The sequence below is a fragment of the Enterococcus sp. C57 genome, assembly GCF_040887305.1.
Taxonomy (GTDB): domain Bacteria; phylum Bacillota; class Bacilli; order Lactobacillales; family Enterococcaceae; genus Enterococcus_B; species Enterococcus_B hirae.
Map to the genome: position 1 here is coordinate 179184 of NZ_JBFOFP010000005.1, position 24719 is coordinate 203902.

Below are 24719 nucleotides of genomic sequence, written 5' to 3' on the forward strand. Positions count from 1 at the left end.
TTCCTTTTTTTGAAAAAAATAATTGTCTCCTAAACAAAATGGATTCCTTTTTTGAGAAAATGCGCTACACTTAAAAGTGAACTAAAAATTAAGGAGTTGAGAATATGGATTCATTAACAAATACGTATCGTTTATCAAATGGTTATGAAATTCCGATTGTTGGTTTTGGTACTTGGCAAACACCGGATGGCGATGTCGCAGTTTCTTCAGTCAAAGAAGCGCTAGCTGCTGGTTATCGCCACATTGATACAGCACAAGGTTACAAAAATGAGGAAAGCGTCGGTCAAGCGATCAAAGAAAGTGGGATTCCCAGAGAAGAGATTTTTCTAACAACAAAACTTTGGAATGCCAATCACAGTTATGACTTAGTGATGTCTTCGTTTGAAGAATCACTACAAAAATTACAAACAGATTATATTGATCTTTTCTTGATCCACTGGCCTAATCCTGTGGCTTTCCGTGACAATTGGGAAGAAGCAAACGCCCAAACTTGGCGAGCTTTTGAAGAGCTGTATGAAGCTGGAAAAATCAAAGCCATTGGCGTCAGCAACTTCTTGCCCCATCATCTAGATGCGTTACAAAAAACAGCCAAGATCATGCCAATGGTCAACCAAATTTTCTTAGCTCCTGGTGAATTACAACCAGCAGTCGTTGACTATGCCAAAAAACACGAAATGATCCTGGAAGCTTACAGCCCACTTGGCACAGGGAAAATTTTCGATGTACCAGAGATGCAGGAAATTGCCAAAGCCCATCAAAAGAGTATTGCTCAGGTTGCTTTACGCTGGTCCTTACAACATGGTTTCTTGCCTCTGCCAAAATCCGTAACTCCTAGTCGGATCAAAGAAAATGCTGAACTTTTTGACTTTGAACTGTCAGAAGAAGAAATGCAACAAATCGATCAATTAGATGGCGTAGTTGGTAAAGCAAAAGATCCAGATACTACCCAATTTTAATTTAAGGATGTTTGATAACAATGACTCCGATTGAACGTTTAGAAAGGCTCTCAGAAGAAATCACTCGTTCTTTTCATCCTGATTTTATCTTTTTGATCGGACCAGACAAGATCCAACACTTCCCAGCACGTAACTGGTCCCATGATCAAAAAATTCAAGAGCTAACCAACCGTTTCGATCATTCGCTAATGGTTACGACTTGGCAAGGACATGAAGTGATCTATTCACCTGAACTGTCTGTCTTTGCTTTGATTCCTTGTTCCAAAACAACGTAGCTGACTTCAATGATCGTGATAAGCCGATACACACTGAGTTTTTCTTGCCGGTGTCGTATCGGCTTATCTTTTGATATACACCTAAAAAGAGGAAACATTTCTGTTAAAAACAAATATTTTCCTAAAAAAATGCGTATAAATACATGCATATCTAAGTTTTTTTCGTATAATCCTTTTCATTTCATCTTTTTTTTCTTATAATCGAAAGGGTATGAGCGAAGGAGAGAACATATGAAGAAAAAACAAAAACAAAAATTACTCAATCAATTCCGTCCTTCTTTAGATGGAATCAGAAGTCAATTATTTCATTCTTTAGAGGATGAAAGTCTACGTCGTTACGGCTTACCTTTACAAGTCATGCTTGATCCGAAAGACCGCCACATCTTAACGATTGGACTTGCAGGAAAAACAAATGAAGATACTCGCATCAATGTACCGATTGATGATAATTTCACAACTGTCTTAAAACGAATCCGTTCAGGAGAAAAAGACATCTTTGAACGCTTCCGTGACAACTTATTGATTGAAATCGTTTCTTATTGGAATGATCAACGTCTTAAAAATGATGAACCAACTGCTCAAGAGGTTTCTACACCTGTTGCTGAAACAAAAGTTGCTGACTCAAAACCTGTGGAATCACCTAAAACAGCTGAAGTATCAAAAGCGGAAACAACTGAAAAACAACGCTCAACTGAAACTGCCGCTTTGAATTTCGCTGATTTTTCAAGCGCAGTAGCGGAATATCCAAAATTTTATGTAGAAAAAGAAGCTGATGCAGCAGTCATCTATGAGAAAACCTCAGATGAACCACGTAAATTAGCTGAAATTTCAATGACAGCAGAAAACCAATTTACAATTGAAAAAGCGTTAGAACGCAAATACAAAGTGAAACTGACATTGATCCCATTGATCGAACAGTTTGCTGCAACAGCTATTTCAGAAAGATAACCAGTTTCACAAATCTATCCACTGCATCAAAAAACGGCTTTTTGTCAAATGATGCCGGTAATGAGAAATCATAAAATGTTAAATGAGCAGAAAGGCAATTGCCCTCTGCTCATTTTTTTATAGTAAAATATTTTTTCTATTACTTTGAATCACCAAAAGTTGTCAATAATCTTCACCAATCTTAAAAAAGATAGAACCAAAAAACCAAGCGGTCTCTTCCCCTTAGTTTATTGGTTATGTTTTTCCAGCTTACCCATGTGCATGATAAAAGACATTCAGTTCATAAGCGACACCAGAAATAATTACTGCTAGTAAAAGGACTAAAAGACCTAAAACTACTTTTTGCTTTTTAGAAAAAAGCGTTTTTTTCTTCTCTAGTTGCCTTGTTTTCAATATTGAATCTGTGGAGATAAAAGAAAAACAAACAACATAAGATAATAAAACTACTACTGCACTTAACGAAAATCCAGCTAAAATATCACTTGGATAATGGACTCTTAGATATAATCGAGTTGCTGCAATCAGCAATGGATAGCTGATAAGATACCAAGCAACTCTTCTGGTATCCTGACGACTCCAAATAATACTTAACGATAAGATAATTGTTAGGAAAAGCGCAAAGGATAATAAAGAATGTCCACTAGGAAACGAGTAACTCGTACGTATTTCCAATTGTGAAACGGCAGGTCTGATTCGTGCAATGAGCTTTTTTAGAATATACCCAAAAAAACTAACCGCAAAGATATTACAGATATTCCAAATCGCTAACAAATGGTAATTCTTTTTCCAAATATAAAAAGCAAAAAGAAAGGCGAAACATAAGGTTGGACCAATCGTTGCTAACTTAGCAAACAAACGAACAATCGCTGTTAGTTGTGGAAAATTAGGTAAATCGATCTTTGTATAAACCGCTAAATCTAGTGTTTCGAACCATGGAGGATTGATTTTTACGCATAAAATCAATCCAATCAAAAGACATAATGGAACGATTGATAATTTCAGTGCTTTTTGTTGATAATCACTCATAAAACTTTCACTTACTTTCTAACTTCATCTGACTAAACAAATGACTTATTCTACTTTTTTAAAACCTAAAATCATACCTAATCCGCCTCCCATGATCAACAAGGAGGTTCCTCCTTGACTTAGAAAAGGCAAAGGAATTCCTGTTAAAGGCAGTAAACCAATCGAAGCGCCGATATTTTCTACGATTTGAAATAATAGTCCAAATACGAGTACTACCGCTAGATATAGATTTCCTTTATTGTTTGTCTGTATCGCAGTGTAAATAACTTGGTAGAAAAGATAGAAATATAGAAAAACGACGGTCACGCTACCTAAAAAACCAAACGTTTCGGCAATTACAGTAAATACCATATCTGATTCACGTACTGGTACATAGATTGGTGGTATTTCAGCTGGTCGTCCACTAAATCCACCTGCACTAACAGACAATAAGCTTTGTGATTGTTGGTATCCGATCGATTGACTGTAAGCAAAAGGATCGATCCAAGCTCTCACCCGGTCTAATTGATACGTCTTAAAGTTCAGACTATAAAGGATCTCATTACCGTATTTCGTAAAAACTAGACAAATCAATATGACCCCAATAATAAATAAAAAACTAGCACATACGGCCAAGATCTTCCAATGGACCCCTGCAATCATGAACAGAGCCCCCAAACAAATAATAAATACCAAACTTGTCCCAAAATCTTTTTGCATATACATCAACAAGAAAGTTGGTAAACTGATCAACAGAACTTGAAAGACATAGATCAGATCCGTTTTCACGGTACGTTCACTGACTTTCTTTTCATAAAGCAAGGTGAAATAAACGAGAACTAATGCAAAAGTCAATTTAACCAATTCAGAAGGTTGAAAAGTAAAACTACCAATCCTCAGCCAACGTTTCGTATCGGTTAATTGGTACATCACCGGATCATAAAATTTGTAGAGCAAACTCATAATTGCTAATGAAATGGCATAAAAATAAGGAGACAATCGTAACAATAACGCTGTCTTGATTTTTTGTGTCAGTAACAAAAGTCCTAATGAAGCAATGCAAAAGATCACTTGTTTTAAAACAATAGTTTTATAAGGCACTTGGTCGTAGACTGCTGCTCCATATTGCACACCGATACTTAATAAATAAAAGAGAAAAATCGGCAAAAATAACGCATAATTAAACTCAAATGATTTTGATTTCACACACAACACCTCTTAAACGAAAGTTTTCGTAACCAGAATTTCTCTAATCTTCTTATCAAAACATCCGTTATCAACTAGTATCCATTTTGCCATCCTTTCTATTAGGCAAAAGGAGTCACTTTCACATGAGGAAAAATAAAAGTAGCGTGATCAAAATGTGCTGTGATTTATTTTCAAGTAAGTGGTGTAAATATCCAACTCCAAAAAATAAGCCGAAAATTCACAAAAATCAGCAAAGATTTTTAGAAGTTTCGGCTTATTTGTTAAAGTTGCGTACATCAACAACTATCTCATCGTGTGAGTTTTGACACTAAACAACGTAAAGATTTCTCTTAGCTATCTTATGAAGAGCCTTAATTCGACAATTCCTGTTTTACACATTGGCGTCTTTCGACGTTTCTGCGCAATAGCCTATGTTTGTTTAGGAGCCTCGCCTAACAAGTATTAAATTTGAAAAAAGTATATCCTTTAACGAACAATTTCACAATAGCATCCCGTAGAAAGTTCGCAAAAATTTAGTCATATTTAACCTTTTCCTTAATTTTACCGGCAATTAGCAAAAAAAGAGAGCTTTTGACTAGGAATAATATGAATAAACATATAAATAAACAATAGTAGCTTTTTATCCATTCTGCTGTTATCCCAATCAGTCTCTCTTTTTTATAAATACTTATTTTTTACGTAATTGCATCAAAAATTTTCTAGCTACGTCCTGATTCATTCCTTCGGCTTTTCTTAGAAATTCAGCGACTTGTTCAATTTCAGTTCCTTGTGCCCCGACTGTGATCGCTAAGGCTCTAGCTTGAAGCGACATATGCCCCTTTTGGATACCGTCTGTCACTAATGCCCGCAAAGCAGCTAAATTTTGTGCTAAACCGACGGCAGCAATGATTTGAGCTAATTCTTTTGCTGATTCAATCTTCAACATGTCTAGTGCAATCTTTGCTTTTGGAAGAATCCTAGAAGCCCCTCCAACTGTTGCCACTGCCAAAGGTACCGTTAATTGTCCAACTAACTTATCTCCAATCATTTGCCAGTCTGACAGGCCTTGGTAAGCACCATCTTTCGCAGCATACGCATGAACGGCAGCTGCACAAGCTCTCGTATCGTTTCCAGTAGCAAGAATGACAGCTTCGATGCCATTCATGATCCCTTTATTATGTGTTGCTGCCCGATAAACATCTAATTTAGCATACTCGGAAGCTTGTTGGATTTTTTCAGCAATTCTCTTTCCTGCTTCAATCGTTTTTCCCAATCGCTCGAAGGGAATCTCACACCTAGCTGTTACTAATGATTCTGTTGCGAAATTGCTTAAAATACTAAATAAAATCTCTTCTTTAGGAAACCAGGAACGTATTTTCTGGGCAACACCTTCTAAGATAGCGTTGATGATATTAGCTCCCATCGCATCTTTTACATCAACCAAGAAATCGATCGATAAGTAATCCAAATTATTGCCCTTAAAGTTTCTTGTTGCGATTTCCTGCACTCCACCACCACGTCTCACGATCGAGGGATAACTTGCATTCGCACATGCTAGTAGTTCATCTTGTCTGGCGATGACAGCATCAGTTATGCCTCGATTATCCAGTTCCCCTGATAGTACAATCTGACCACGCATCAGGCGTTGTGGTGTAATTGCTGTAATGTCTCCACATATTTTTGCACCGTTACTGGCTGCAGCAATTACAGACGGTTCTTCTGTCGCCATCGGTACTTGCCTTTTGATTCCATTGATTTGAAAATTAGGTGCAATCCCTAGAGGAATCTCAACTTGACTGATTTGATTTTCAATCAAATGATTGGCTACTTCTTCAGAGAGTGTTCCTACTTTTAATTCATCAGCTTGTGATTGACTGATGATTCCTTCACTAACCAACTGACTCCGACGTTGTTCAGGCGTCAGTTGATAAAACTTTTTTTTTTGGTCACTTGATTGTTCCGTTTCTAGATTTGCTTCAAGTAACATGGCTAGTCCTAAGCCTCCACCAATACATAAAGAAGCCACACCATATTGTTGGTTCATTCGTTTCAAGCCATAACTTAATGTTGTCAAAATACGAGCACCACTTGCACCAATCGGATGACCGAGTGCGATGGCACCACCATCTACATTGATTTTTTCTTCAGCTAGTTTTAAGTTGCGATTGACCACGATCGATGAAGCCGCAAATGCTTCGTTGATCTCAAAACGATCGATTTGATCAATAGAAATTTCTGCTTTTTTCAATAATGTTTGGATTGCTGAGATAGGTGCAATTCCCATGATGCTCGGATCAATCCCAATTTCAGAAACAGCCTTGATTGTTGCAAGATAAGGAAGCCCATGTTTGATCGCATATTCTTTTGAAGCTAAAATCAATACCGATGCCCCATCATTTAACGGAGAAGCATTCCCTGCTGTCACAGTCCCATTTTCGGAAAAAACAGTTTTCAAAGTCCCTAATTTTTCCAGTGTACTATTCCCTCGGATGGCTTCGTCTTTATCCATGATTCTTTGATCAGGTAAAGTAACGGGAATAATTTCTGCTTCAAATACCCCGTTTTCACTAGCTTGAGCTGCTTTTTTTTGTGAGTTGAGCGCATATTGATCTTGTTCTGTTCTCGTAACGGAAAATTCGTTCGCTACTTTTTCAGCAGTTAAGCCCATATGTGCATTTGAGAACGCATCTGTCAGCCCATCATTGACCATACTTGAGATCGGCTCTTCATAAGTTGCATTTTCTGCTTCATATTGCTGAAGCAGTGGCGCACGTGACATGCTTTCAGTGCCTCCTGCGACTACTAGATCAGCTTCACCTAACTGAATCAATTGGCGAGCCAAAATAACCGCCTTCATTCCTGAGCCACATACTTCGTTGACTGTCATGGCAGGAACCTGAACAGGGATCCCACTATTGACAGAAATTTGTCTGGCAACATTCTGACCATTCCCCGCTTGTAATACATTTCCAAATATTACTTGATCGATGTTTTCTTTATGGATACCTGTTTTTTCTAACAGTTCTTTTGTAATGATTGTTCCTAATTCTACAGCAGAAAAACTGCTTAAACTGCCACGATACTTTCCAATTGGCGTTCTCGCAGCATCTATAATAACGACTTCCTTCAAGTCAGTCACCTCCTAGAAAAATATACCATTGTTTATGCTAAAAACAAATACCTCACTACAGCTTCAAAAAAATCTAGGAATAAATTTTACAAATCCTTAAATATTCGCTTTTTTATATTTCTTTTAATCTTTTTATGATACTTTAGTAAAGTAAGTTTTTTTATCATGAGTAAAGAGGTGTTGAAATGAAAGTAGGGATTGATCGTCTTTCCTTTTTTATTCCAAATTTATATTTAGATATGACAGAGTTAGCTGAACGTCGGGGAGATGATCCTGCTAAATACCATATCGGTATTGGCCAAGATCAAATGGCCATCAACCGAGTGTCAGAAGATATCGTGACTTTAGGAGCAAATGCAGCTACTAGGATCGTTACAAATGAAGATCGCGAGCTGATTGATATGGTTATCGTAGGAACGGAATCTGGCATCGATCATTCAAAGGCGAGTGCTGTAATTATCCATCATTTATTGAAAGTCCAACCTTTTGCTCGTTCGTTTGAAGTAAAAGAAGCTTGTTATGGTGGAACTGCTGCTCTCCACATGGCAAAAGAATATGTAAAAAATCACCCAGATCGAAAAGTTTTAGTGATCGCTAGTGACATCGCCCGTTATGGTCTAGCTAGTGGTGGAGAAGTGACACAAGGTGTGGGTGCTGTCGCTATGATGGTTACCAAAGATCCACGAATCATCACTATCGAAGACGATAGTACTTTCTTAACCGAAGATATTTATGATTTTTGGCGTCCTGATTATGCGCAATACCCAGTGGTTGATGGTCCTTTATCCAACTCCACTTATATCGAATCTTTTCAAAAAGTTTGGAATCGACATAAAGAGGTAACAGGATTTACTTTAGAAGACTATGATGCGCTAAGTTTTCATATTCCTTACACAAAAATGGGGAAAAAAGCCTTACAAAGTGTCTTGGATCAGACAGATGAAGAAACACAAAATCGCTTATTGACTCGCTATGAAGAAAGTATTCGTTATAGTCGGCGAATTGGTAACCTTTATACTGGTTCTCTTTATCTAGGATTGATTTCTCTTTTAGAAAACTCACAAGTGTTAAAATCAGGTGATCGAATTGGCTTATTCAGCTATGGTTCGGGTGCTGTCAGTGAATTTTTCACAGGTTACTTACAAGACGGCTATCAAGATTTCCTATTGACTGAACTACATCAAGAAATGTTAGAAGGTAGAGAAGCTGTCACAGTCGATCAATATGAAACAATCTTCAAGGAAAAATTACCTGAACATGGGGAAACAGCCGAATATTCTTCCGATGTACCATTTTCAATCTATAAAGTTGAAAATGATATTCGTTACTACAAGTAACCATATAAGACAACTGCCTGATTGATTTAATAGGTAATCAAAAATGTTTGCAAAAAAGCAACTTTTGACATATAGCTACAAAAAGCAGTAAAACAAAAAATAGCGGCTTGCAATTACTTTTGTCAACATTGTTGTGACAATAAATAACTGTAAGTCGCTATTTGATTTTCTATCCTATTTCATAAACTATATGATGCTTCTTAATGTTTAGAACCATTTTTTGAATAGTATATAATATAAAGTTTGATATTCTGATTTTTCTTTTAATGTTGTTTGATCAATCATCACCCATAACAATTTTTTTTCAGGTGATCGGTCACTTGGAACCGGATTGACTAACTCTTTATCCCAAAGTTGAGTGGCTAATGACGTAATTCTTTTTTTGAGATCCTCTTTGGCATCATTTTTCAAAGCTAGGTTTTCTAATCCAAATTGGGTTACTACCCAACGATTGGTCGATTGCGTAGTATCAACGATCCCTTCAGAAGAAATGAAGCGGTTTTTAGGTTCTGCATGATAAATTTCAACGATATCACCTATTTTCAATGACACATTTTCTTCACCAGTAACAGACTCTATGCCTTCGATCGTTTTTTCGTATTTCAGTTCTCCTGTACTACTTTTGACCATTACTTTTACATAAGTTTCATTCTCATAACGATAATGAGGTCTCGAATGCGTAACTGAAACAATTGCTTCTTGAGTATCACTGTTCTTGTTTGTTCTAAATGTAAATGAGCCAAACTTCCTGTCATTCACTCCATGAAAATCAATGACTTGGCTATCTTTTACTTCGTCCAACGTAATAACCGCATGATTTGTTGCTTCTTTCACGTAAACATAACTATTCTGTGGGATGAAATACATCATTTGATTTCCAGAGAATTCTGCACAATAGATGCCATTAGGAATGTTTTTAAAAGTGACTACTCCTCCAGTGATTTCTTGAGTAGCTATTTCTTTCGCTCCATCTTTTAAAGTTATTTTGGTACCTTTTAATAGGTTTAAATCTTTCAAACTTAATTCAATCGTAAGATCACCTTTTAGATTTAGCGCAGCAATCTCCTTGTTTTGTACCATCTCGAAATTAGAATTGATCAAATAAGATGGGTCGACTAATTCACGCGCACGTGCCAACTCACTTTCTGGTACGACATCAGCTAAAGAAGCGACTGCCGGATAACCATGCTCACGATTTTTTTGAACTTGTACTTGATCAAGCGTCAATCCCCATTTCTCTAAAACACCTGAAAAATCTAGTTGACTATTTTCACTATAGATACGATTCATTAAATCAGGTAATGGGTAATCGTTGCGATTAAAATCTGGTTGATTAGCTATTTTACGATATTCCTGATACATCTTTGTAAACGAATCATCATTTGCTTTTTGTTTTAACATTGTTAATAAAATTAATTTTTCGCGCAGATCAGCATCAGCATAAGTTCCATTCTGATTGATTAGCTTTTCGTATAGTGCGTTTTCTACCTCTTCTTTTTTACCATAATTAAATAGCCAACCTTTTTCATCTGCTTCTTTTCCATAGATAAGATATTGATACTGCACACCAAATAAGTTATTCGAGACTTCTCCTGTATACATCCCTATGTTATCGAAGCCAGCTTGATAGCCATGTGCAATTTCATGCAACACTTTCCAACTGTCTTCAGTTAACCAGCACTCGACTGTGCTATAGCTATTTGCTGCCCATTCTGAAGAATAATAAGCACCGACACCTCCATTTTTATCTGCTTTCAAGAAAAAGCGATTCACTCCATTTTGATTTTCTTTAGATGAGTTATCAAAACCAGCGATTTGATTATAATAACCAAACAATTCGATGTAGTGTTCGATCAATTCATCTAAGGAACGGTAATCTTTCAAGTTTCTTACTTTTTCTTTATCATTTTTAGGAACAAGTAATTGAAAATCTGGTCCTTTAATCAAAGCATATTCAGCATCGAACTTGTCCCACATTGAAAGAAACATAGTATCATCTCCATGATAACTATAAACTGGTAATGGTTTAATACGTTCAGAAGTGACGATTTCATATTCAATCTGAGCAGCTTCTTCTCCATATGGCGTATCAATAAACGGAACTAAAGGATTATCTGCACTTATACTTACCCATTCTGAATCAACTAAGATACTTTTTTCGATACTTGAGGCATTACCTAACAATCTCAATCTTAATTTATTTTTGAATTGTTTATTTGTTTGTCTAATCCTCAATTCAACATTTTCTGGCAAGATAAATCCTAAATCCTGGCGATCATGATTTTTTCCTTTATTCATCCCTGCATTGAAGATCCAAGTTGGTTCAGGAATACTAAAAATCTCTTTTTTAATTACCTCTTGCGCCTGAACATTCGTAGAAAACAAACAACCAAAAAATAACACTGATAACCCTATCAAAAAAATCTTTTTCAAACAAAAAACCTCCTGTTATGTAATTTTATACAAATTGCCATTTAATCAAACAAAGCAATCGTATACATTTAAGTATAAATAAAATAGTCAACAACCACAATAAAAATTATACTTTCACTTCAATTAAACTATTTTTTTAAAGAAATAATTAAGATGCAAGCTATAATTTTCCAAAACAAGCATTTCAATGATTTGTTATTTTATAAAATAATAAAAATGATTTAAAACAGTTAAGAAAACATAAGACCAATATATCTGACAACTCATTTTTCTCCGTTTATTATTTTAGAAAGATAACCAACAGTCAAAAAATAGTTTTAGGCCGATTTCTTAGAGTGAATTGTTAAGACACAAGCAAATATAAGTGTTTTTTCTTTTACGTTAATTTTCGATTACTCCATTAGCCACAACAAAAAAAGACTGAGCCAATCAATCAAAACATGCCTCAGTCTCTTCTCATCATATCTCTAAAGACGGATAAACGGTGTTCAAAAAGTCATTCCTCGTCAATCCGTCCTAAGAGATAAATCGTTTTTCTCTATATTCTTAGAGTAAACAAAACTAGTCATGCCCATTTTGGGTCACTCCTTCTTGATTAGTAGTAGCCGATAGGTCAACATCGTTGTACTAACAATTTTTTCTTTTGGGTCAAAATATTTTTGAATATACTCTTTAAAAATTGTTTCTTCTAGATATTCTTGATAATAAGCTCTCATAAAATCTTCCGTAATTTCTTCTTTAAACGTATACGTAAATTCTTTTCTTTTATAGGACCATTCTTCATCTTTTAAATAAGTTTCCAATTGATCCATTATTACTGGTGAAGTCACAGCATCTTCTTCGAAAATTCCTAATTTTTTTTCCAACGATGTAAACAGATCTTCTTTAGAAGAGACAACTCTTAGGATGACACAATATTTTTTCATCTTTGTTAACATTCTACTTAACTTTACGGAATCGTCTAAAGCCGGATTAGAAGCAGAGAAAATAAAATCATACGTTTTTCCATTTTCCAGAAATTCAGAAAAAGTCTGTTTCGTCAGATGAATGTTTTCCCTCCCCAATCTAGCTGCTTCTTTAGTAGCAAACTTCAACATTTCATCCGAAAAATCTATCAATTCATATGTAGTTGCTTCTTTTGACATCGCTAGATAGCGTCCAGCGCCACCTGCTACATCCACTATTTTCTCAGTTGGTAATGCAGCTTCTTTTTTTAGATACTCAATGACATCTCGGACAATTGTTTTGTCTGATTCTTTTTGATTCATGTAGTAATCGCTTGCAAAGGCGTCCCATTCTTCTTCGTTCATTTTCATTCCTCTATTTCTCTATTTTTATATCGCTTTTTCACTTTTCGGAATAAATAATATACTGACTAATTCATAACCAAAACCAGCCTGCTCTTAGGATTATCGAAATAATTATTTTTAAAATTTCTATCCTTTCATTATACATGATTCACATGTGTTTTCCTTTCTTTCTATCTCATCAGAGCCAAATTTTTAAATTGCCGATATAGTTCTTCACTATGTATATTAGACAGCTATCATCAAGTAAAGAATAAAGATGTCATTGAACAAAAAACTGGCTGGTATACATTCGGTTGAATCCCGAAGCCATACCAGCCAGTTGGTGAAATACTCTGCTATTAACTTTTGAATAGCACATCAAAAAATTATCCCAGGTATTCCTTTTTATTTCTCTTTTTGTACGTGTACAAGGATCAGTTTTGTGATTTCCATTAAAATGATCGTTACTAAGGCAATCCCGATTGACGTAAAGACTTCTGTCAAACCAAATGCTGCTGGAATTGAAAAGACTTCTTTCAAGCCTGGGATCATCGTCAAGCAATACAATGCACTACATACTACAACAGCTAACAATACGCTTCGATTTGCGAAGAAACCTGCTTGGATCGCTGTTTGTGTGTTAGAACGCGCAGGGAATGTTTGTAATGTTCGACACCAGATCAATGTAGAAAACGACATTGCTACGCCAAATTCTGGTGAATGTTGCATTCCTAACCATTGCGCAAAAATGACTGCGATACCGATTAATACGCCTCGATAAGTAACCGAGATCAATGTTTTATCGGTAAAGATTCCTGAATTTGGATCTCTTGGTGGACGTTTCATTGTAGCTGGTTCGGCTTTTTCTGTTCCTAAAGCAATCGCTGGTAATGAGTCGTTGACTAAGTTGATAAACAATAATTGTAATGCTGTAAATGGATTGGACCAATCAGCAACTAAAGCGAAGACAATCGCAATGATCGCACCTAAGTTTCCAGAGAATAAATAGGCAATCGCCTTTTTGATATTATCAAAAACATTACGTCCTACTTCTACGGCACTAACGATTGAAGCAAAGTTATCATCGGTCAAGACCATCGCTGCCGCATCTTTCGATACATCCGTCCCCGTACCCATGGCAATACCGATATCCGCTTGTTTCAGGGCCGGAGCATCATTAACACCATCGCCTGTCATCGCAGAAATGTGTCCTTTTGTTTGCCATGCACGTACGATTCGGATCTTGTTTTCAGGAGATACACGTGCGTATACAGTCACTTTTTCCAAGACTTCGTTTAATTGATCTTCGGTCAATTCATCTAACTCTGTCCCTGTAAGTGCTTGATCTCCTTCTGCAAAGATCCCAATTTCTTTCGCGATCGCAACAGCAGTCGTTTTATGGTCTCCAGTGATCATAATCGTTTTAATTCCAGCGCTTCGAGCTTCTTTAACTGCTTGTGTGACTTCTGCTCTTGGAGGATCGATCATGGCAAGTAATCCAACTAGAATCAAGTCATTTTCATCTTCAAATGACAACTCTGGACTTTCAATTGGGCGATAAGCAAAGGCTAAAACACGCAATGCCTTGTTTGAGAAAGCTTCATTTTGTTCTTTGAATTGTTTCATCAATTCCTCTGTCATTGGTACAACTTCACCATTTAGCAAGACCTTTTTACTGCGAGCAAACACGATATCTGGTCCACCTTTAACAAAAAGATAGTGTCCCTGATCAATGTTATGAGCAGTCGACATTAATTTTCGATCAGAATCAAATGGTAATTCAGCTTTTCTTGGATAATTGTTACGGATTTCTTGATACGGTTGATTCAATTTTTCACTAAAATCAATAAACGCTACCTCTGTCGGATCTCCAAGTTTCGTACCATCTTCACTGATGGAAGCATCATTGGCTAATACACTGATTTCAATCAACCGTCTTTCATCGTCTGTCCATTTTTTTGGATCATCGGTAAAATCTCCAGTCGAACCATTCGCTAGATAATAATCAACTACCGTCATCTTATTTTGGGTCAATGTCCCAGTTTTATCTGTACAAATAATACTAGTCGAACCCAGTGTTTCCACTGCTGGTAATTTTCGGATAATAGCATGTCGTTTCGCCATTTTATTGGTTCCCAAGGATAAAACGATCGTTACGATTGATTGTAATGCTTCTGGGATGGCAGCAACCGCAACAGCGACTGCAAACATTACTGCACTAACGATATCAGCAGTTAAATCACCTGTGCCGCCGCCAAGATAGATTCGGAACAATTGGATACCTAAAATAACTAACGATAAAGCTAAAATCGCTAAACTTAACTTCTTACTAAATTTATCTAATCCACGCTGTAGTGGTGTTACTTGTTCAGTTGTTGATTCAAGTAACCCTGCCACCTCACCGATTTCTGTGTTATTTCCAGTAGCGGTAACTAAGAATTTCCCACGACCATAAGTAATGATTGTTCCACTAAATACCATGTTGATACGATCACCAATCGGCACTGTCTGACTAATATCAGTTACTTCTTTTTCCGATGCTGTCGATTCACCAGTTAGCATCCCTTCATCCACTTTCAATGATCCAGCTTCTAACAACCGACCATCGGCAGGGACATAATCTCCCGCTTCCAATAAAACGATATCTCCTACAACCAGTTCATTCGCAGGGATCGTTTTTTCTTTTCCATCACGAATCACACGTGCATCAGGTGCAGAAAGATTTTTCAATGCCTCTAAAGAACCTTCTGCTTTCTTCGTTTGGATCACACTAATCACGGAGTTCAACATCAATACGGCAAAAATAACGAAAAATTCGATATAATCTCCCATGACCATTTGAATCAAAGCGACAATCAATAAGACAATAACCATTGCATCTTTAAATGTTTCTAAAAACAATTTCCACGTTGGCTTCTTAGGTGCTTCTTTTAACTGATTCAATCCGTCTCTTTCTAACTTTTCTTTTGCTTGTGATGTACTCAAACCATCGATTGAGCTCTGTGTTTTTTGCATCAGCGAGTCAATTGGTTCTTTATAGACAACTTGCTGAGCCTGTTCTTTGTTTTCCAAATTCCATCCCCCATTTTGTTTTTCGTTACCAAAAAGTTTTCTGACTGAAAAAAAAGAGACCTAAGACAAATGCGGATTTGTCTTAGGTCTCACCATTTCATACAATACCAGAAAACCAAATGGTTAACTTACTGTTGATATTATCACAACAAACGTTGTCGGTTACTCCCCTAAGGAGATATTCAACTATATTCTTATCCTACATGAATGAATAGAAAATTGCAACCACTTTGCCTTGTGGTTCTTTATTTTTTCAAACCACTTTATAATCTCTGCAACTTCAAATTTAGGATTCTAAGGATTCTCATGATATAATACTGTTTGTTATTCTAAATAAGGAGGAAGCTATTTTGGTTATCACTATTCTCACGATCCTTTATTTCATCAATGCACTAATTGCTTTAGTAACTATTTTAATCAAACCTCGTGACGTAGCTGCAATCTGGGCGTGGTTGCTCGTACTATTTGCTCTTCCAGGTCTTGGATTTATCCTATATCTCTTCTTCGGTCGCGGATTGACTGATAAGAAAAAATTTTATTTGAGACAAAGCGACTTGAAAGAACTAGAAAATTTTCAAGATTTCAAAGGAGATACGATCGATCACTATGATCCCGTCATGGATAATGAAGAGCATCAACAATTCGTTGACTTCTTCTCTTCTTTAAATCGTATGCCATTAACCCGACGTAATTCCGTCACTTTATTAACAGATGGTCAACAAAAATTAACTTCTCTATTAAGTGATATTCGGCAGGCAAAGCATTCAATTCATATCGAATATTATGCATTCGTCACGGACAACATCGGACAACAAATCTTGACATTACTTGAAGAAAAAGCTGCTGAAGGGGTTGAAGTCCGCTTATTATATGATGCGTTTGGCTCACACGGCACTAAACCGAAAGACTTTAACCGTTTGATCCAAAATGGTGGTCACGTCCATACATTCGTCACGTCACAAAGAGCATTACTTCGATTCCGCTTAAATTATCACGACCATCGTAAAATCGTCGTGATCGATGGTAAAATCGGCTATACCGGTGGCTTTAACATCGCCAATCAATATGTCAATCCAACCAAAAAGTTTGGTTATTGGCGTGATACTCATATTCGAATCTATGGCGCTGCTGCTTCATTATTACAGCTACGTTTTCTAACGGATTGGAATGTTTCAGTACCCGAACAAAAGAAGGTTGCCTATCATCTTGATTACTTTTTTCAAAAAGAACTTGGGAAAGACGACAAGCATGAAAATACTTCGATTCAACTAGTATCAAGCGGTCCTAACAACGAACGTGAACAAATTAAATTATCCTTTATTAAATTGATCACAGCTGCTAAAAAACGGGTATGGATTCAAACACCTTACCTGGTTCCAGATGAAAGTGTGATCGCTGCCTTAAAAATTGCCGCTTCTTCTGGCGTAGAAGTCAAGATCATGATTCCTAATAAACCTGATCATCCGTTTATTTACCGAGCAACCCAATATTATGCACGTCAATTGATCAAAGAAAACGTTCAAATCTTGGTTTATGAGAATGGTTTTTTACATGCGAAAACATTGATCATGGATGATGAAATTTGTATGGTCGGCTCTGCCAATCAAGATGTTCGAAGTTATCGGTTGAACTTCGAAACCAGTGCTGTCATTTATGATCCAGCCTTTTTAACCCAGTTAGCAGATCAATTTTTACAAGATGAAAAACAATGTACACCGATGACCACGGAAACAGTCAAAGAAATGTCTGGCTGGTTGTTATTCAAACAACAAATTTCTCGTTTGTTTTCACCTATCTTATAAATCATAAACATTCAAATTTAAAATGAGTTTTTTGCTTGATCCACAAAAAAGGCTCTATAATTTATGGGACTGAAGAATCAGAATTGATTTTTTCAGTCCCATTTTCATTTTTACTATTAAAAACATTATGATTCACTTATACTTTTTTGAAAAATTATAAAAGCAAAAAAAAACGATTCTTTTAGATAGCTATTGATTCTTTTTTGAAGAACAGTTTTTTGCTGAGAGTTGCTTTTCTGCTGCCCAGTGATTGATGGGACCATACTTGTGACCGACAATGATTTCTTCACCAATTGCAATATTGACATAGTCTTTTGCCGTTCGGATTGCTTCTTCTACAGTTTTTCCCTTCGCTAATTCTGCAGCGATGCAAGCCGACAATGTGTCTCCTGTACCGTTGATTCGATCTGTCGGATAAAAGACTGCACTTAACCAAAATGATCGTCCAGATTCCAGCAACACATAATCTCTTACTTCTTCTTGATTACTTTCTTTCGTATGAAATCCTTTGATCATCACATTTTTGGCACCCATTGCTTGTAAGTCAACAGCGGCCTGAACATAATCTTCATCTGTCGTTAAGGTTCGTCCAGTTAATTTCTCTGCTTCATAGAAATTCGGCGTCAAGACAGTCGCTAACGGTACTAGTTTTTCTTTCAGACTACTTAAAGCAGCCTCTTCTAATAATAGATTTCCATGCTTCGTCACGATTACCGGGTCGACCACTAATGGACCAAAGTTATACTGTTGATAATTTTTAACTACTGTTTCAATCAATTCTGCATCAGCTAGCATACCTGTTTTAGCCGCTCTTATTTGATAGTCTTCAGCGATCAAAGAAAATTCTTTATCAATGAACGCACTTGGTAAGGTCACACTTGCTCCGATCCCATAAGAATTTCCTGCCACACAAGCCGTCATAACTGATACACCATAGACGCCACGGGTAAAGAAAGTATGCATATCTGCTTGCATTCCTGCACTTCCATCACTGTCTGATCCCGCGATCGTCATGACTTGTACATATTGGTCGTTCATACACTTCATTCCCTTTTTTATTTTTCCAACTCATGCCCTATTCTACACAACTATACCACTTCTTACTTTAAGGAATCAAATCGTAGTGGATGGACAATTGTTGATTGCAGCTTTTGTCAAATTAGTAATATTCAAGATATCTCCTTAAGAATAGGGATCTTTTTAACTAATCACTTACTAATTAGTTAAAAAGATGAAATAAGCAAAATACAGCATAAAAAAAACCGAAGAATACTGACATAAAAGAGATGATGCTCAGCTTCTTCGGCTTACTTTTTTATTTGCTTCTTCAGTGTACTGCTCAGTTCTAGCATCCTCTCACTAACTAGCGAGTGACGTTATTTTACTACCAACACATTGCACGGTGCATGTGTGACTACATAAGAAGTAGTTGACCCAACTAAGACACGTTCCACGGCATTCAATCCTGTAGCCCCCATAACAATCAAATCAATTTTTTCCTTTGATTCATTGAAATTTGCAATCAATGTTTTCGGATATCCATACAAAATATACGTCTCGATATCTGTTAGTCCCTTTTCAATTGCTAAGTTGCGATGCTCTTTCATTTGGTTTTCTGCAACTTCATCTAATTCCTCTTGTAAGTTCGTTGTAACAAATGCAAAATCACCGAAATAGTTACCCGTTACTTCGTTTACGTACAAAATGTGTAGCTTTGCCTGATTTCTTTTTGCAATTGTAACTGCTTCAGAAAAGGCTTTTTCTGCTTTTTCTGATCCATCAATTGCTACTAATATATTTTTATAGGTGTCTGCCATTGAAACCGCCTCCTTTACAATCAGTGTAGCACGATTATTTTAAGGGAACAACTAATTTACTAGCAATGACAAAACTCAGCGATTCGCTTGTCTTTGAACTTGTTCATGCGTTTTTCTCTCATTAGAGCTGTAACCTTCTTGGCTTGCTTTTTCTTTTATCTGAGTCATATGCAATTTTTTTATTAGTGGCTCCCTTTGCCTTAAATTACTTTTCGATTCAAAATAATCCGTGGCAGGAAATAACTTCTTCTTTTCGTTCGTCTCTGTTAAAACCATATCATTATTTAACTTCTCATGCTTGGTCACTATTGACTCTAATGATATTTCAGTCTGTCTTTCCTTATTCACTGGTTCTTTTTCTTGAAGTTCTTTAGGTAATACTCTTTCTAAATTTGAAGCGATACCTGTATAAAAATTGATTATTTTTTGTGCTTTACCCCGTAATCTCCATTGATCAAAATTACCACACGCTTGAAAAGAGTATAATTTAGGTCTATAAATTGGGTTTAAATTTATATTCTTGAACCCAACATAATCGACGAGGATCGCTCGTAAATTTTCACAGCACCAAGCTGGATTTTCTTGATACAAATCATAGATTTGTTTTTCTACTGTCATTTGGCTTCTTACTTGCGGGGCATGTTTTCGTGCAAACTTCCTAATGTTAGTATTTCTTATAGCGAACTCATTATCGACAATTTCACGAAATTCTTTTGAAGAAGTTAGCGAAACAAAAGGAAGTCTGTCCTGACATTTTTTCAGTAATTTTTTCCCTATTTCAGGTTGTTCCTTTATTAAATTTAGAATAATTGGATAATTCGAAAGATGATCCCTAAACTTTTCTTCTACACTTTTATCGGAGTCATCCTTGTTAATCTTGACTACTGATTGTTCGATTGCTGCTATTAATTCTTCTTTTACTATATTATTTTCCGCTTTGTCGGTTGGAATATTCTCTATTAGAATTCCTTTTCGTTCCATATGTTTTTCAATTACTTTTGCAATTGTTTTAAGTATTGATATATGATTATTATCGTTTACTATAGGACCTTCATCAAAAGTGTCTATCCACTTTTGCATTTGCCCGTATGTAAAATGGATACCCGCTTCCTCTAATCTTTCTCTTGTTATTTGATATTCTTTATCTATTTCCTCCAAATTCCTAATTTTAGGAGGCAAAATTTGTTTAACTATTTCTGGAAAGTAATAAACAAGTTTTTGCTGCTCTAATGTTTCTTTCATTTCATCCATCAATGAAAATAAGAATCTATCATTTTCTTGTTTTACATTTTTATTTGTTGAGGGGGCCTTCCATTTAGTCTGATCTAGTTGATTTATAGGAGCTACAGAATCAATTTTCTGATAAAATTCAGAGCGATTTTCATCAGTCAATGATGAATCAACATGTTGTAGGACAAACTCTTTAATTGGTGTAAAGGACGTTTGACGATAAACTGCTACGAGTGGATCAATCTCTTGTTTGTTTTGGTTTACTACTCGCTCCAATTCTAAAGCTATTTGAAGATTGATTTCTTCTGCGACTGCACGGATAACTTCTTTTTCAGCGATCAATTTATTTAGCTTTTCTTTTTCAGCTATCGTTAAAAAAGCCCTCAAACTGCCAGAGATTTTCCCTTTAAAAGATAAGTCTGTTTTTTTAAGACAAACATCTACATAAGCTTTTAATTCAAGTTTTGATAAATTCTCCTTCTTTAAGAATAGTGGAAGATATAGGTCTTTTTTTAGGTAAGCATAAAACTCTTCCCTTTCCTCCAAACTTAAATTTGGTTTCATTACTGTTTGAATCGCTGCTTCTCTTTGCATATTGGTGTCTAATTTTTCAGCTAGTTCTTTGATAAATTGCTGTAATTGATTTTTGCTCGGAAAAGAATCAGCATTAGCCTGACCTATCTGTATTCCTTTACTCCCATCCTTTTGATAGTTATAAACGCCATTCCTTACTAATTCTTTCAGTTGGTTATCATTCTCAATCTGCTGCTGCTTCTTTTCAGTTTCCAAAATATTTTTTTGCTGCGCCATGTCGAGCTTTTGATTATAAATTTCTATTATTTGTTTGGCTCTTCTTTGACTTTCCTCATTAGGAGATATTAGAATATCTTTCGCTTTTTCATTGATACCAGTTGATGCCAAATATTGGATTAAATCTGCACAAAACGGGAGGTCTTGCTTACCTAGCTCATAAATTTGTTCAGATAACTCTGTATCTTCCCCTAAATCTTCTCTTGCAAGTTGATGTGCTGAATTTTCAAAATGAGCAACGACGGTTGGCGTTGTCTTTGCAAAATCTTTCAACGGAACTGCCGGAGCAATTTTTTGATAGTATGTAAATAGTTTTTTGACTCTATAGTCTTTTTCTGCGAGCGCTAAAATTTCTTCATCCGTTTTCGATTGACTTGCTTCCACCTCTTGGCTAAAACGTTTTAATCTTTTCTCTATTCTCTTCTTTACAGCGATAAATAAAGGCTCAATTTCGGCTACAGATTGCCATGTAGGTAATAAAATGATTCGGCTAATAAAACCGGTAATATTCGATTGTTTCTGTTTATTAAGTTCTAATACTGACTGCCAGTTTCTTCCCTTTTCTTCATCATACAGTACCCACTTATCCTTTAATTTATTTAAAGCCTTATTTTTTTTTGGTAGAGATAAAATGTGTTTCCCATTATGAGATTTTTTTTTGACTGAACTATATATATTTTCAAAATGACTGTCCATATATCTATATTTATCGTCATCATCAAAATGAGAAATTAGAGCAAGAAAAACTTGTAATTCTTCCTTGACACTTTTTGGTTCATCGTTTTTTTTGCTTTCTATTTCTTCGGTAGACTTCTGGACATAAACCACCCTCTCAGCTAGAGAAGACAGATTATGCTCTCTCAATCTTCCTATGTCTTCAAGGCTGATTTTTGTTCGATAGTTCTCCCCATTTTTTTGTTGAGAATGACGTTGTCTTTGAATAAAAGAGTCAACTTCAAAGGTTAATTTACTAGATTTGCTTAGTTCATAAAGTGCAATACGTTTTTTAAATTCTAAATTTTTTTCAGCATCTAAAGACAATTGTGCTTGATTTTTGATGAACTGCTGAGTATCAACTGAATTCACTTTTTCATACATCTCCGTAAAGAAGCCGATTGATACTCCTATGTCATATCTTAATCTTTCATATGCGCTTGGGCCTATTTCGTTAACTATTGTTAGAAGTTGTTTTTTTTCTAAAATCAATTCATCAATATCGATTTGGTTTGGGGTTGCGACATTTTTTTTCAAGTTTTTTATTGTTTCTAAATCACTTGGTATTTCTTTAGCTTCAAGGTAGGCTAGATAATAAATGATCATTTCACTTTTTGATGATACTTCATGGTCAATAAAATACCGTAGTACTTCATCTTTAAAGTCAACAGTCGGTAAAGTAAAGTCCGTTTTTCTACTTTCCTCTTGGAGTTGGTTGTTTATATCAAATGCTAGGTAATTACTTTCAGTCAAATATTTTTGAGCTTGTTCTTTAATCATTTCTCGAGCTAGTATCGAATCACTGTTATTATATATCGCTCTGAAATAATCATCTGTTCCCCTTTTTTTCCCTTGTTGGATTTTTTCAAGTTCGAACACAATATCGCTTTCTAAGTATTTTGCCAGCAATAATAATTGTCTTTTCTCTGAGTATAGCGTTATCACTTCTTTTTTTTCTTTATCCGTTAAATCTTTAATCAAAACTTTTTCAAAAATTATTTGGATATTATTCGGTAATTTTTGTGCATCAAGATACGCCAAGTAAAAAGCCCGAACTTCATTAGCAGATAAGTATTCCCTCTTAAGAAAACGACTTAGTCCATTTTCTTGAAAATCTACATTTGGTTGTGTGACTGATTTTTTTCTAAATTCATCTTGAAATTGTGTATGAATTTCAAATTCAACATACTTACTTTCCGTTAGGTATTTTTTGGCTTGTTCTTTGATTCTTTCTTGATGCTTTTTCGAATTGGTCTTTTTATACGCCGCTAAGGCCACTAAAAAATAATCATCTGTTACCTGTTTTTTGCCTTGTTGGATTGCTTCAAGTTCATATACAGTCTTTCTATCTAATTCTTTTGTCAGTAGTAACAATTGTCTTTTCTCAGGAACAAGCTCTAACGCTTGTGCTTTTTCAGCAGAAGTTAGCTCGTTCAATAAGAGGTATTTCAAAGTATCTTTTAGAGAATTTGGTAATGTCGTCTCTTCAAGATAAGCCAAATAATACGCTCGTTCCTCGTAAGCCCTTCTGCTTTTTCCATCCACGAGTAGATGGAGACTTTCTTGTAAACGATCATTTTCATTCCATTTTTCCTGAGATCGTTGTTGTCTTGTCCTGAGCATAAAATCCAAATAATCAAATGTAGTTAAATACTGTTTTGCATAGCCATCAATGATATATCGTTTTTCTTCAATCGTTGTATGTAAGTAGATATGTGTGAATAGATCTGTTGATGCTTTTCTAAATCCTTTTCGGATTTCTTTCAATGCAAATAAGTAGTATGGTTCTACCTCGTTTGTCAGAGATAATTCAACTTGTTCCTGTTCTTTTTTAATTGGCAAATAACTATAGTCAGGATCTGTGGTGGGATGTTCCTTAAGATAGGAGTTAACGGTTGTCTCCATAAACGTATTAAAGTTGGGGTGGTTATCAGAAAAAACATAGGGCTCCACCATTCTTTTAAATAAATCATTTTTCAATTGTGTCGAGGATAATTTCCGTTTTAAAATCAAACTGGCTCGGACTACATCATCCATTTGATTCCCCCATTTTCTTTTTGTACTACTAGAAGGAGACACCAAATCAATAAATATTTGTTCGATATTATTCATTGATTTAACTATTTTTTCATTCTCGAATGGATGTAAATAATGATAAATTTCCATGGATTCACTTAGTTCGCTATCATCTAATGAATAACTAGCATAAAATTGCTCTTTAAACTTTTTTTCCTTTTTATCTTTGATATCGTTTATCAACTCTTGAAAAGCCACACAAAAATTTGCCTTTTCTTCTAAAGAAAATAATTTTTTTTTAAGGAACAACTCCCTAAAATTTTGTCTTGTTCCATAGTCAGCCTTAGCGATTAACTGTGTAACCTCTTGCCAGTCTAAAAATATTTTTTTTTGATTTTCTGGCAATCGTTTCAATATACTTTTTTCTAAAATTTCCTTTTTATTCTGAAAAACATGTCCATATAGTACATCTTGTTCATCTAATAATTTATTCAATAAATAAATACTATCCGCCAATAAGTTGGGATTGTTGTATAGGTTAATTGTGATCCACTCTTCATTTTCTTTACAAGATACTTCATTTCCTCTAATCTCCATATATTCTTTCTCATAAAAGTCTCTTTCCATTTGCATTTCTCCGTTCTTCATTAATATACTTAGTTTTTTAGGGAACAACTAATTTACTAGCACTGACCAA

14 protein-coding genes and 1 riboswitch are annotated in these 24719 nt (G+C 35.6%); of the genes, 5 read left to right on the forward strand and 9 right to left on the reverse strand.

From position 1 onward, the window contains the following. Positions 1–104: 104 nt before the first annotated feature. The 3 genes from AB5M32_RS08095 (at position 105) to AB5M32_RS08105 (ending at position 2179) form a co-directional block, all read left to right on the forward strand. Positions 105–956: an aldo/keto reductase gene (locus tag AB5M32_RS08095; RefSeq protein WP_034700247.1), complete on the forward strand. Its 852-nt coding sequence runs from the start codon at positions 105–107 to the stop codon at positions 954–956. 20 nt (positions 957–976) lie between these two features. Beyond that, positions 977–1231 carry a hypothetical protein gene (locus AB5M32_RS08100; RefSeq protein ID WP_081128733.1) on the forward strand — a complete coding sequence of 85 codons (255 nt, stop codon included), beginning with the start codon at positions 977–979 and terminating at the stop codon, positions 1229–1231. A gap of 231 nt (positions 1232–1462) precedes the next feature. Beyond that, positions 1463–2179: a hypothetical protein gene (locus AB5M32_RS08105; protein WP_034867500.1), complete on the forward strand. Its 717-nt coding sequence runs from the start codon at positions 1463–1465 to the stop codon at positions 2177–2179. A 249-nt stretch (positions 2180–2428) separates the two neighbouring features. On the opposite strand, the gene AB5M32_RS08110 is transcribed toward AB5M32_RS08105, so the two are convergent. From AB5M32_RS08110 to AB5M32_RS08120, 3 genes are all read right to left on the reverse strand, one after another. Further along, the gene (locus AB5M32_RS08110; RefSeq protein ID WP_034700241.1) at positions 2429–3205 is read right to left on the reverse strand and encodes a phosphatase PAP2 family protein; all 777 of its coding nucleotides are present in this window, start codon (positions 3203–3205) and stop codon (positions 2429–2431) included. Between the two features lie 45 nt (positions 3206–3250). After that, positions 3251–4390: an FtsW/RodA/SpoVE family cell cycle protein gene (locus tag AB5M32_RS08115; RefSeq protein ID WP_010719601.1), complete on the reverse strand. Its 1140-nt coding sequence runs from the start codon at positions 4388–4390 to the stop codon at positions 3251–3253. Between the two features lie 281 nt (positions 4391–4671). Beyond that, positions 4672–4839, reverse strand: a riboswitch (M-box (ykoK) riboswitch). A 221-nt stretch (positions 4840–5060) separates the two neighbouring features. Next, the gene (locus AB5M32_RS08120; RefSeq protein WP_368024402.1) at positions 5061–7502 is read right to left on the reverse strand and encodes a hydroxymethylglutaryl-CoA reductase, degradative; all 2442 of its coding nucleotides are present in this window, start codon (positions 7500–7502) and stop codon (positions 5061–5063) included. Positions 7503–7687: 185 nt separating this feature from the next. Here AB5M32_RS08120 and AB5M32_RS08125 point away from each other — a divergent pair, with 185 nt between their 5' ends. Further along, a complete protein-coding gene (locus AB5M32_RS08125) occupies positions 7688–8839 on the forward strand; it encodes a hydroxymethylglutaryl-CoA synthase (protein ID WP_010719603.1) in 1152 nt (383 codons plus the stop codon). A gap of 207 nt (positions 8840–9046) precedes the next feature. Here the strand turns inward: AB5M32_RS08125 and AB5M32_RS08130 are convergent, their stop codons facing one another. From AB5M32_RS08130 to AB5M32_RS08140, 3 genes are all read right to left on the reverse strand, one after another. Continuing rightward, positions 9047–11272: a putative mucin/carbohydrate-binding domain-containing protein gene (locus tag AB5M32_RS08130; RefSeq protein ID WP_251849631.1), complete on the reverse strand. Its 2226-nt coding sequence runs from the start codon at positions 11270–11272 to the stop codon at positions 9047–9049. Between the two features lie 581 nt (positions 11273–11853). Next, on the reverse strand, positions 11854–12582 hold the full coding sequence (locus tag AB5M32_RS08135) for a class I SAM-dependent methyltransferase (protein ID WP_368024403.1): 729 nt from the start codon (positions 12580–12582) through the stop codon (positions 11854–11856). A 384-nt stretch (positions 12583–12966) separates the two neighbouring features. Next, the gene (locus tag AB5M32_RS08140; protein ID WP_010719606.1) at positions 12967–15633 is read right to left on the reverse strand and encodes a cation-translocating P-type ATPase; all 2667 of its coding nucleotides are present in this window, start codon (positions 15631–15633) and stop codon (positions 12967–12969) included. A gap of 350 nt (positions 15634–15983) precedes the next feature. On the opposite strand from AB5M32_RS08140, the gene cls reads away from it, so the two are divergent. Further along, positions 15984–17435, forward strand: coding sequence for a cardiolipin synthase (gene cls / locus AB5M32_RS08145; RefSeq protein WP_010737327.1), 1452 nt, complete (start codon positions 15984–15986; stop codon positions 17433–17435). A gap of 189 nt (positions 17436–17624) precedes the next feature. Here the strand turns inward: cls and thiD are convergent, their stop codons facing one another. From thiD to AB5M32_RS08160, 3 genes are all read right to left on the reverse strand, one after another. Then, the gene (thiD, locus tag AB5M32_RS08150; RefSeq protein ID WP_010737316.1) at positions 17625–18473 is read right to left on the reverse strand and encodes a bifunctional hydroxymethylpyrimidine kinase/phosphomethylpyrimidine kinase; all 849 of its coding nucleotides are present in this window, start codon (positions 18471–18473) and stop codon (positions 17625–17627) included. 338 nt (positions 18474–18811) lie between these two features. Beyond that, positions 18812–19252: a universal stress protein gene (locus AB5M32_RS08155; RefSeq protein WP_010719609.1), complete on the reverse strand. Its 441-nt coding sequence runs from the start codon at positions 19250–19252 to the stop codon at positions 18812–18814. A gap of 75 nt (positions 19253–19327) precedes the next feature. Beyond that, positions 19328–24649 (reverse strand): hypothetical protein, encoded by a 5322-nt coding sequence (locus tag AB5M32_RS08160; RefSeq protein ID WP_368024404.1) that lies wholly within the window; start codon positions 24647–24649, stop codon positions 19328–19330. Positions 24650–24719: the final 70 nt, after the last annotated feature.

Bases quoted from the DNA above. Each gene is read 5' to 3' on its own strand.
- AB5M32_RS08105 (WP_034867500.1), top strand. From the start codon at position 1,463: ATGAAGAAAAAACAAAAACAAAAATTACTCAATCAATTCCGTCCTTCT.
- AB5M32_RS08125 (WP_010719603.1), top strand. From the start codon at position 7,688: ATGAAAGTAGGGATTGATCGTCTTTCCTTTTTTATTCCAAATTTATAT.
- AB5M32_RS08110 (WP_034700241.1), bottom strand. From the start codon at position 3,205: ATGAGTGATTATCAACAAAAAGCACTGAAATTATCAATCGTTCCATTA.
- AB5M32_RS08095 (WP_034700247.1), top strand. From the start codon at position 105: ATGGATTCATTAACAAATACGTATCGTTTATCAAATGGTTATGAAATT.
- AB5M32_RS08155 (WP_010719609.1), bottom strand. From the start codon at position 19,252: ATGGCAGACACCTATAAAAATATATTAGTAGCAATTGATGGATCAGAA.
- AB5M32_RS08100 (WP_081128733.1), top strand. From the start codon at position 977: ATGACTCCGATTGAACGTTTAGAAAGGCTCTCAGAAGAAATCACTCGT.
- AB5M32_RS08160 (WP_368024404.1), bottom strand. From the start codon at position 24,649: ATGGAAAGAGACTTTTATGAGAAAGAATATATGGAGATTAGAGGAAAT.
- AB5M32_RS08135 (WP_368024403.1), bottom strand. From the start codon at position 12,582: ATGAACGAAGAAGAATGGGACGCCTTTGCAAGCGATTACTACATGAAT.
- thiD (WP_010737316.1), bottom strand. From the start codon at position 18,473: ATGAACGACCAATATGTACAAGTCATGACGATCGCGGGATCAGACAGT.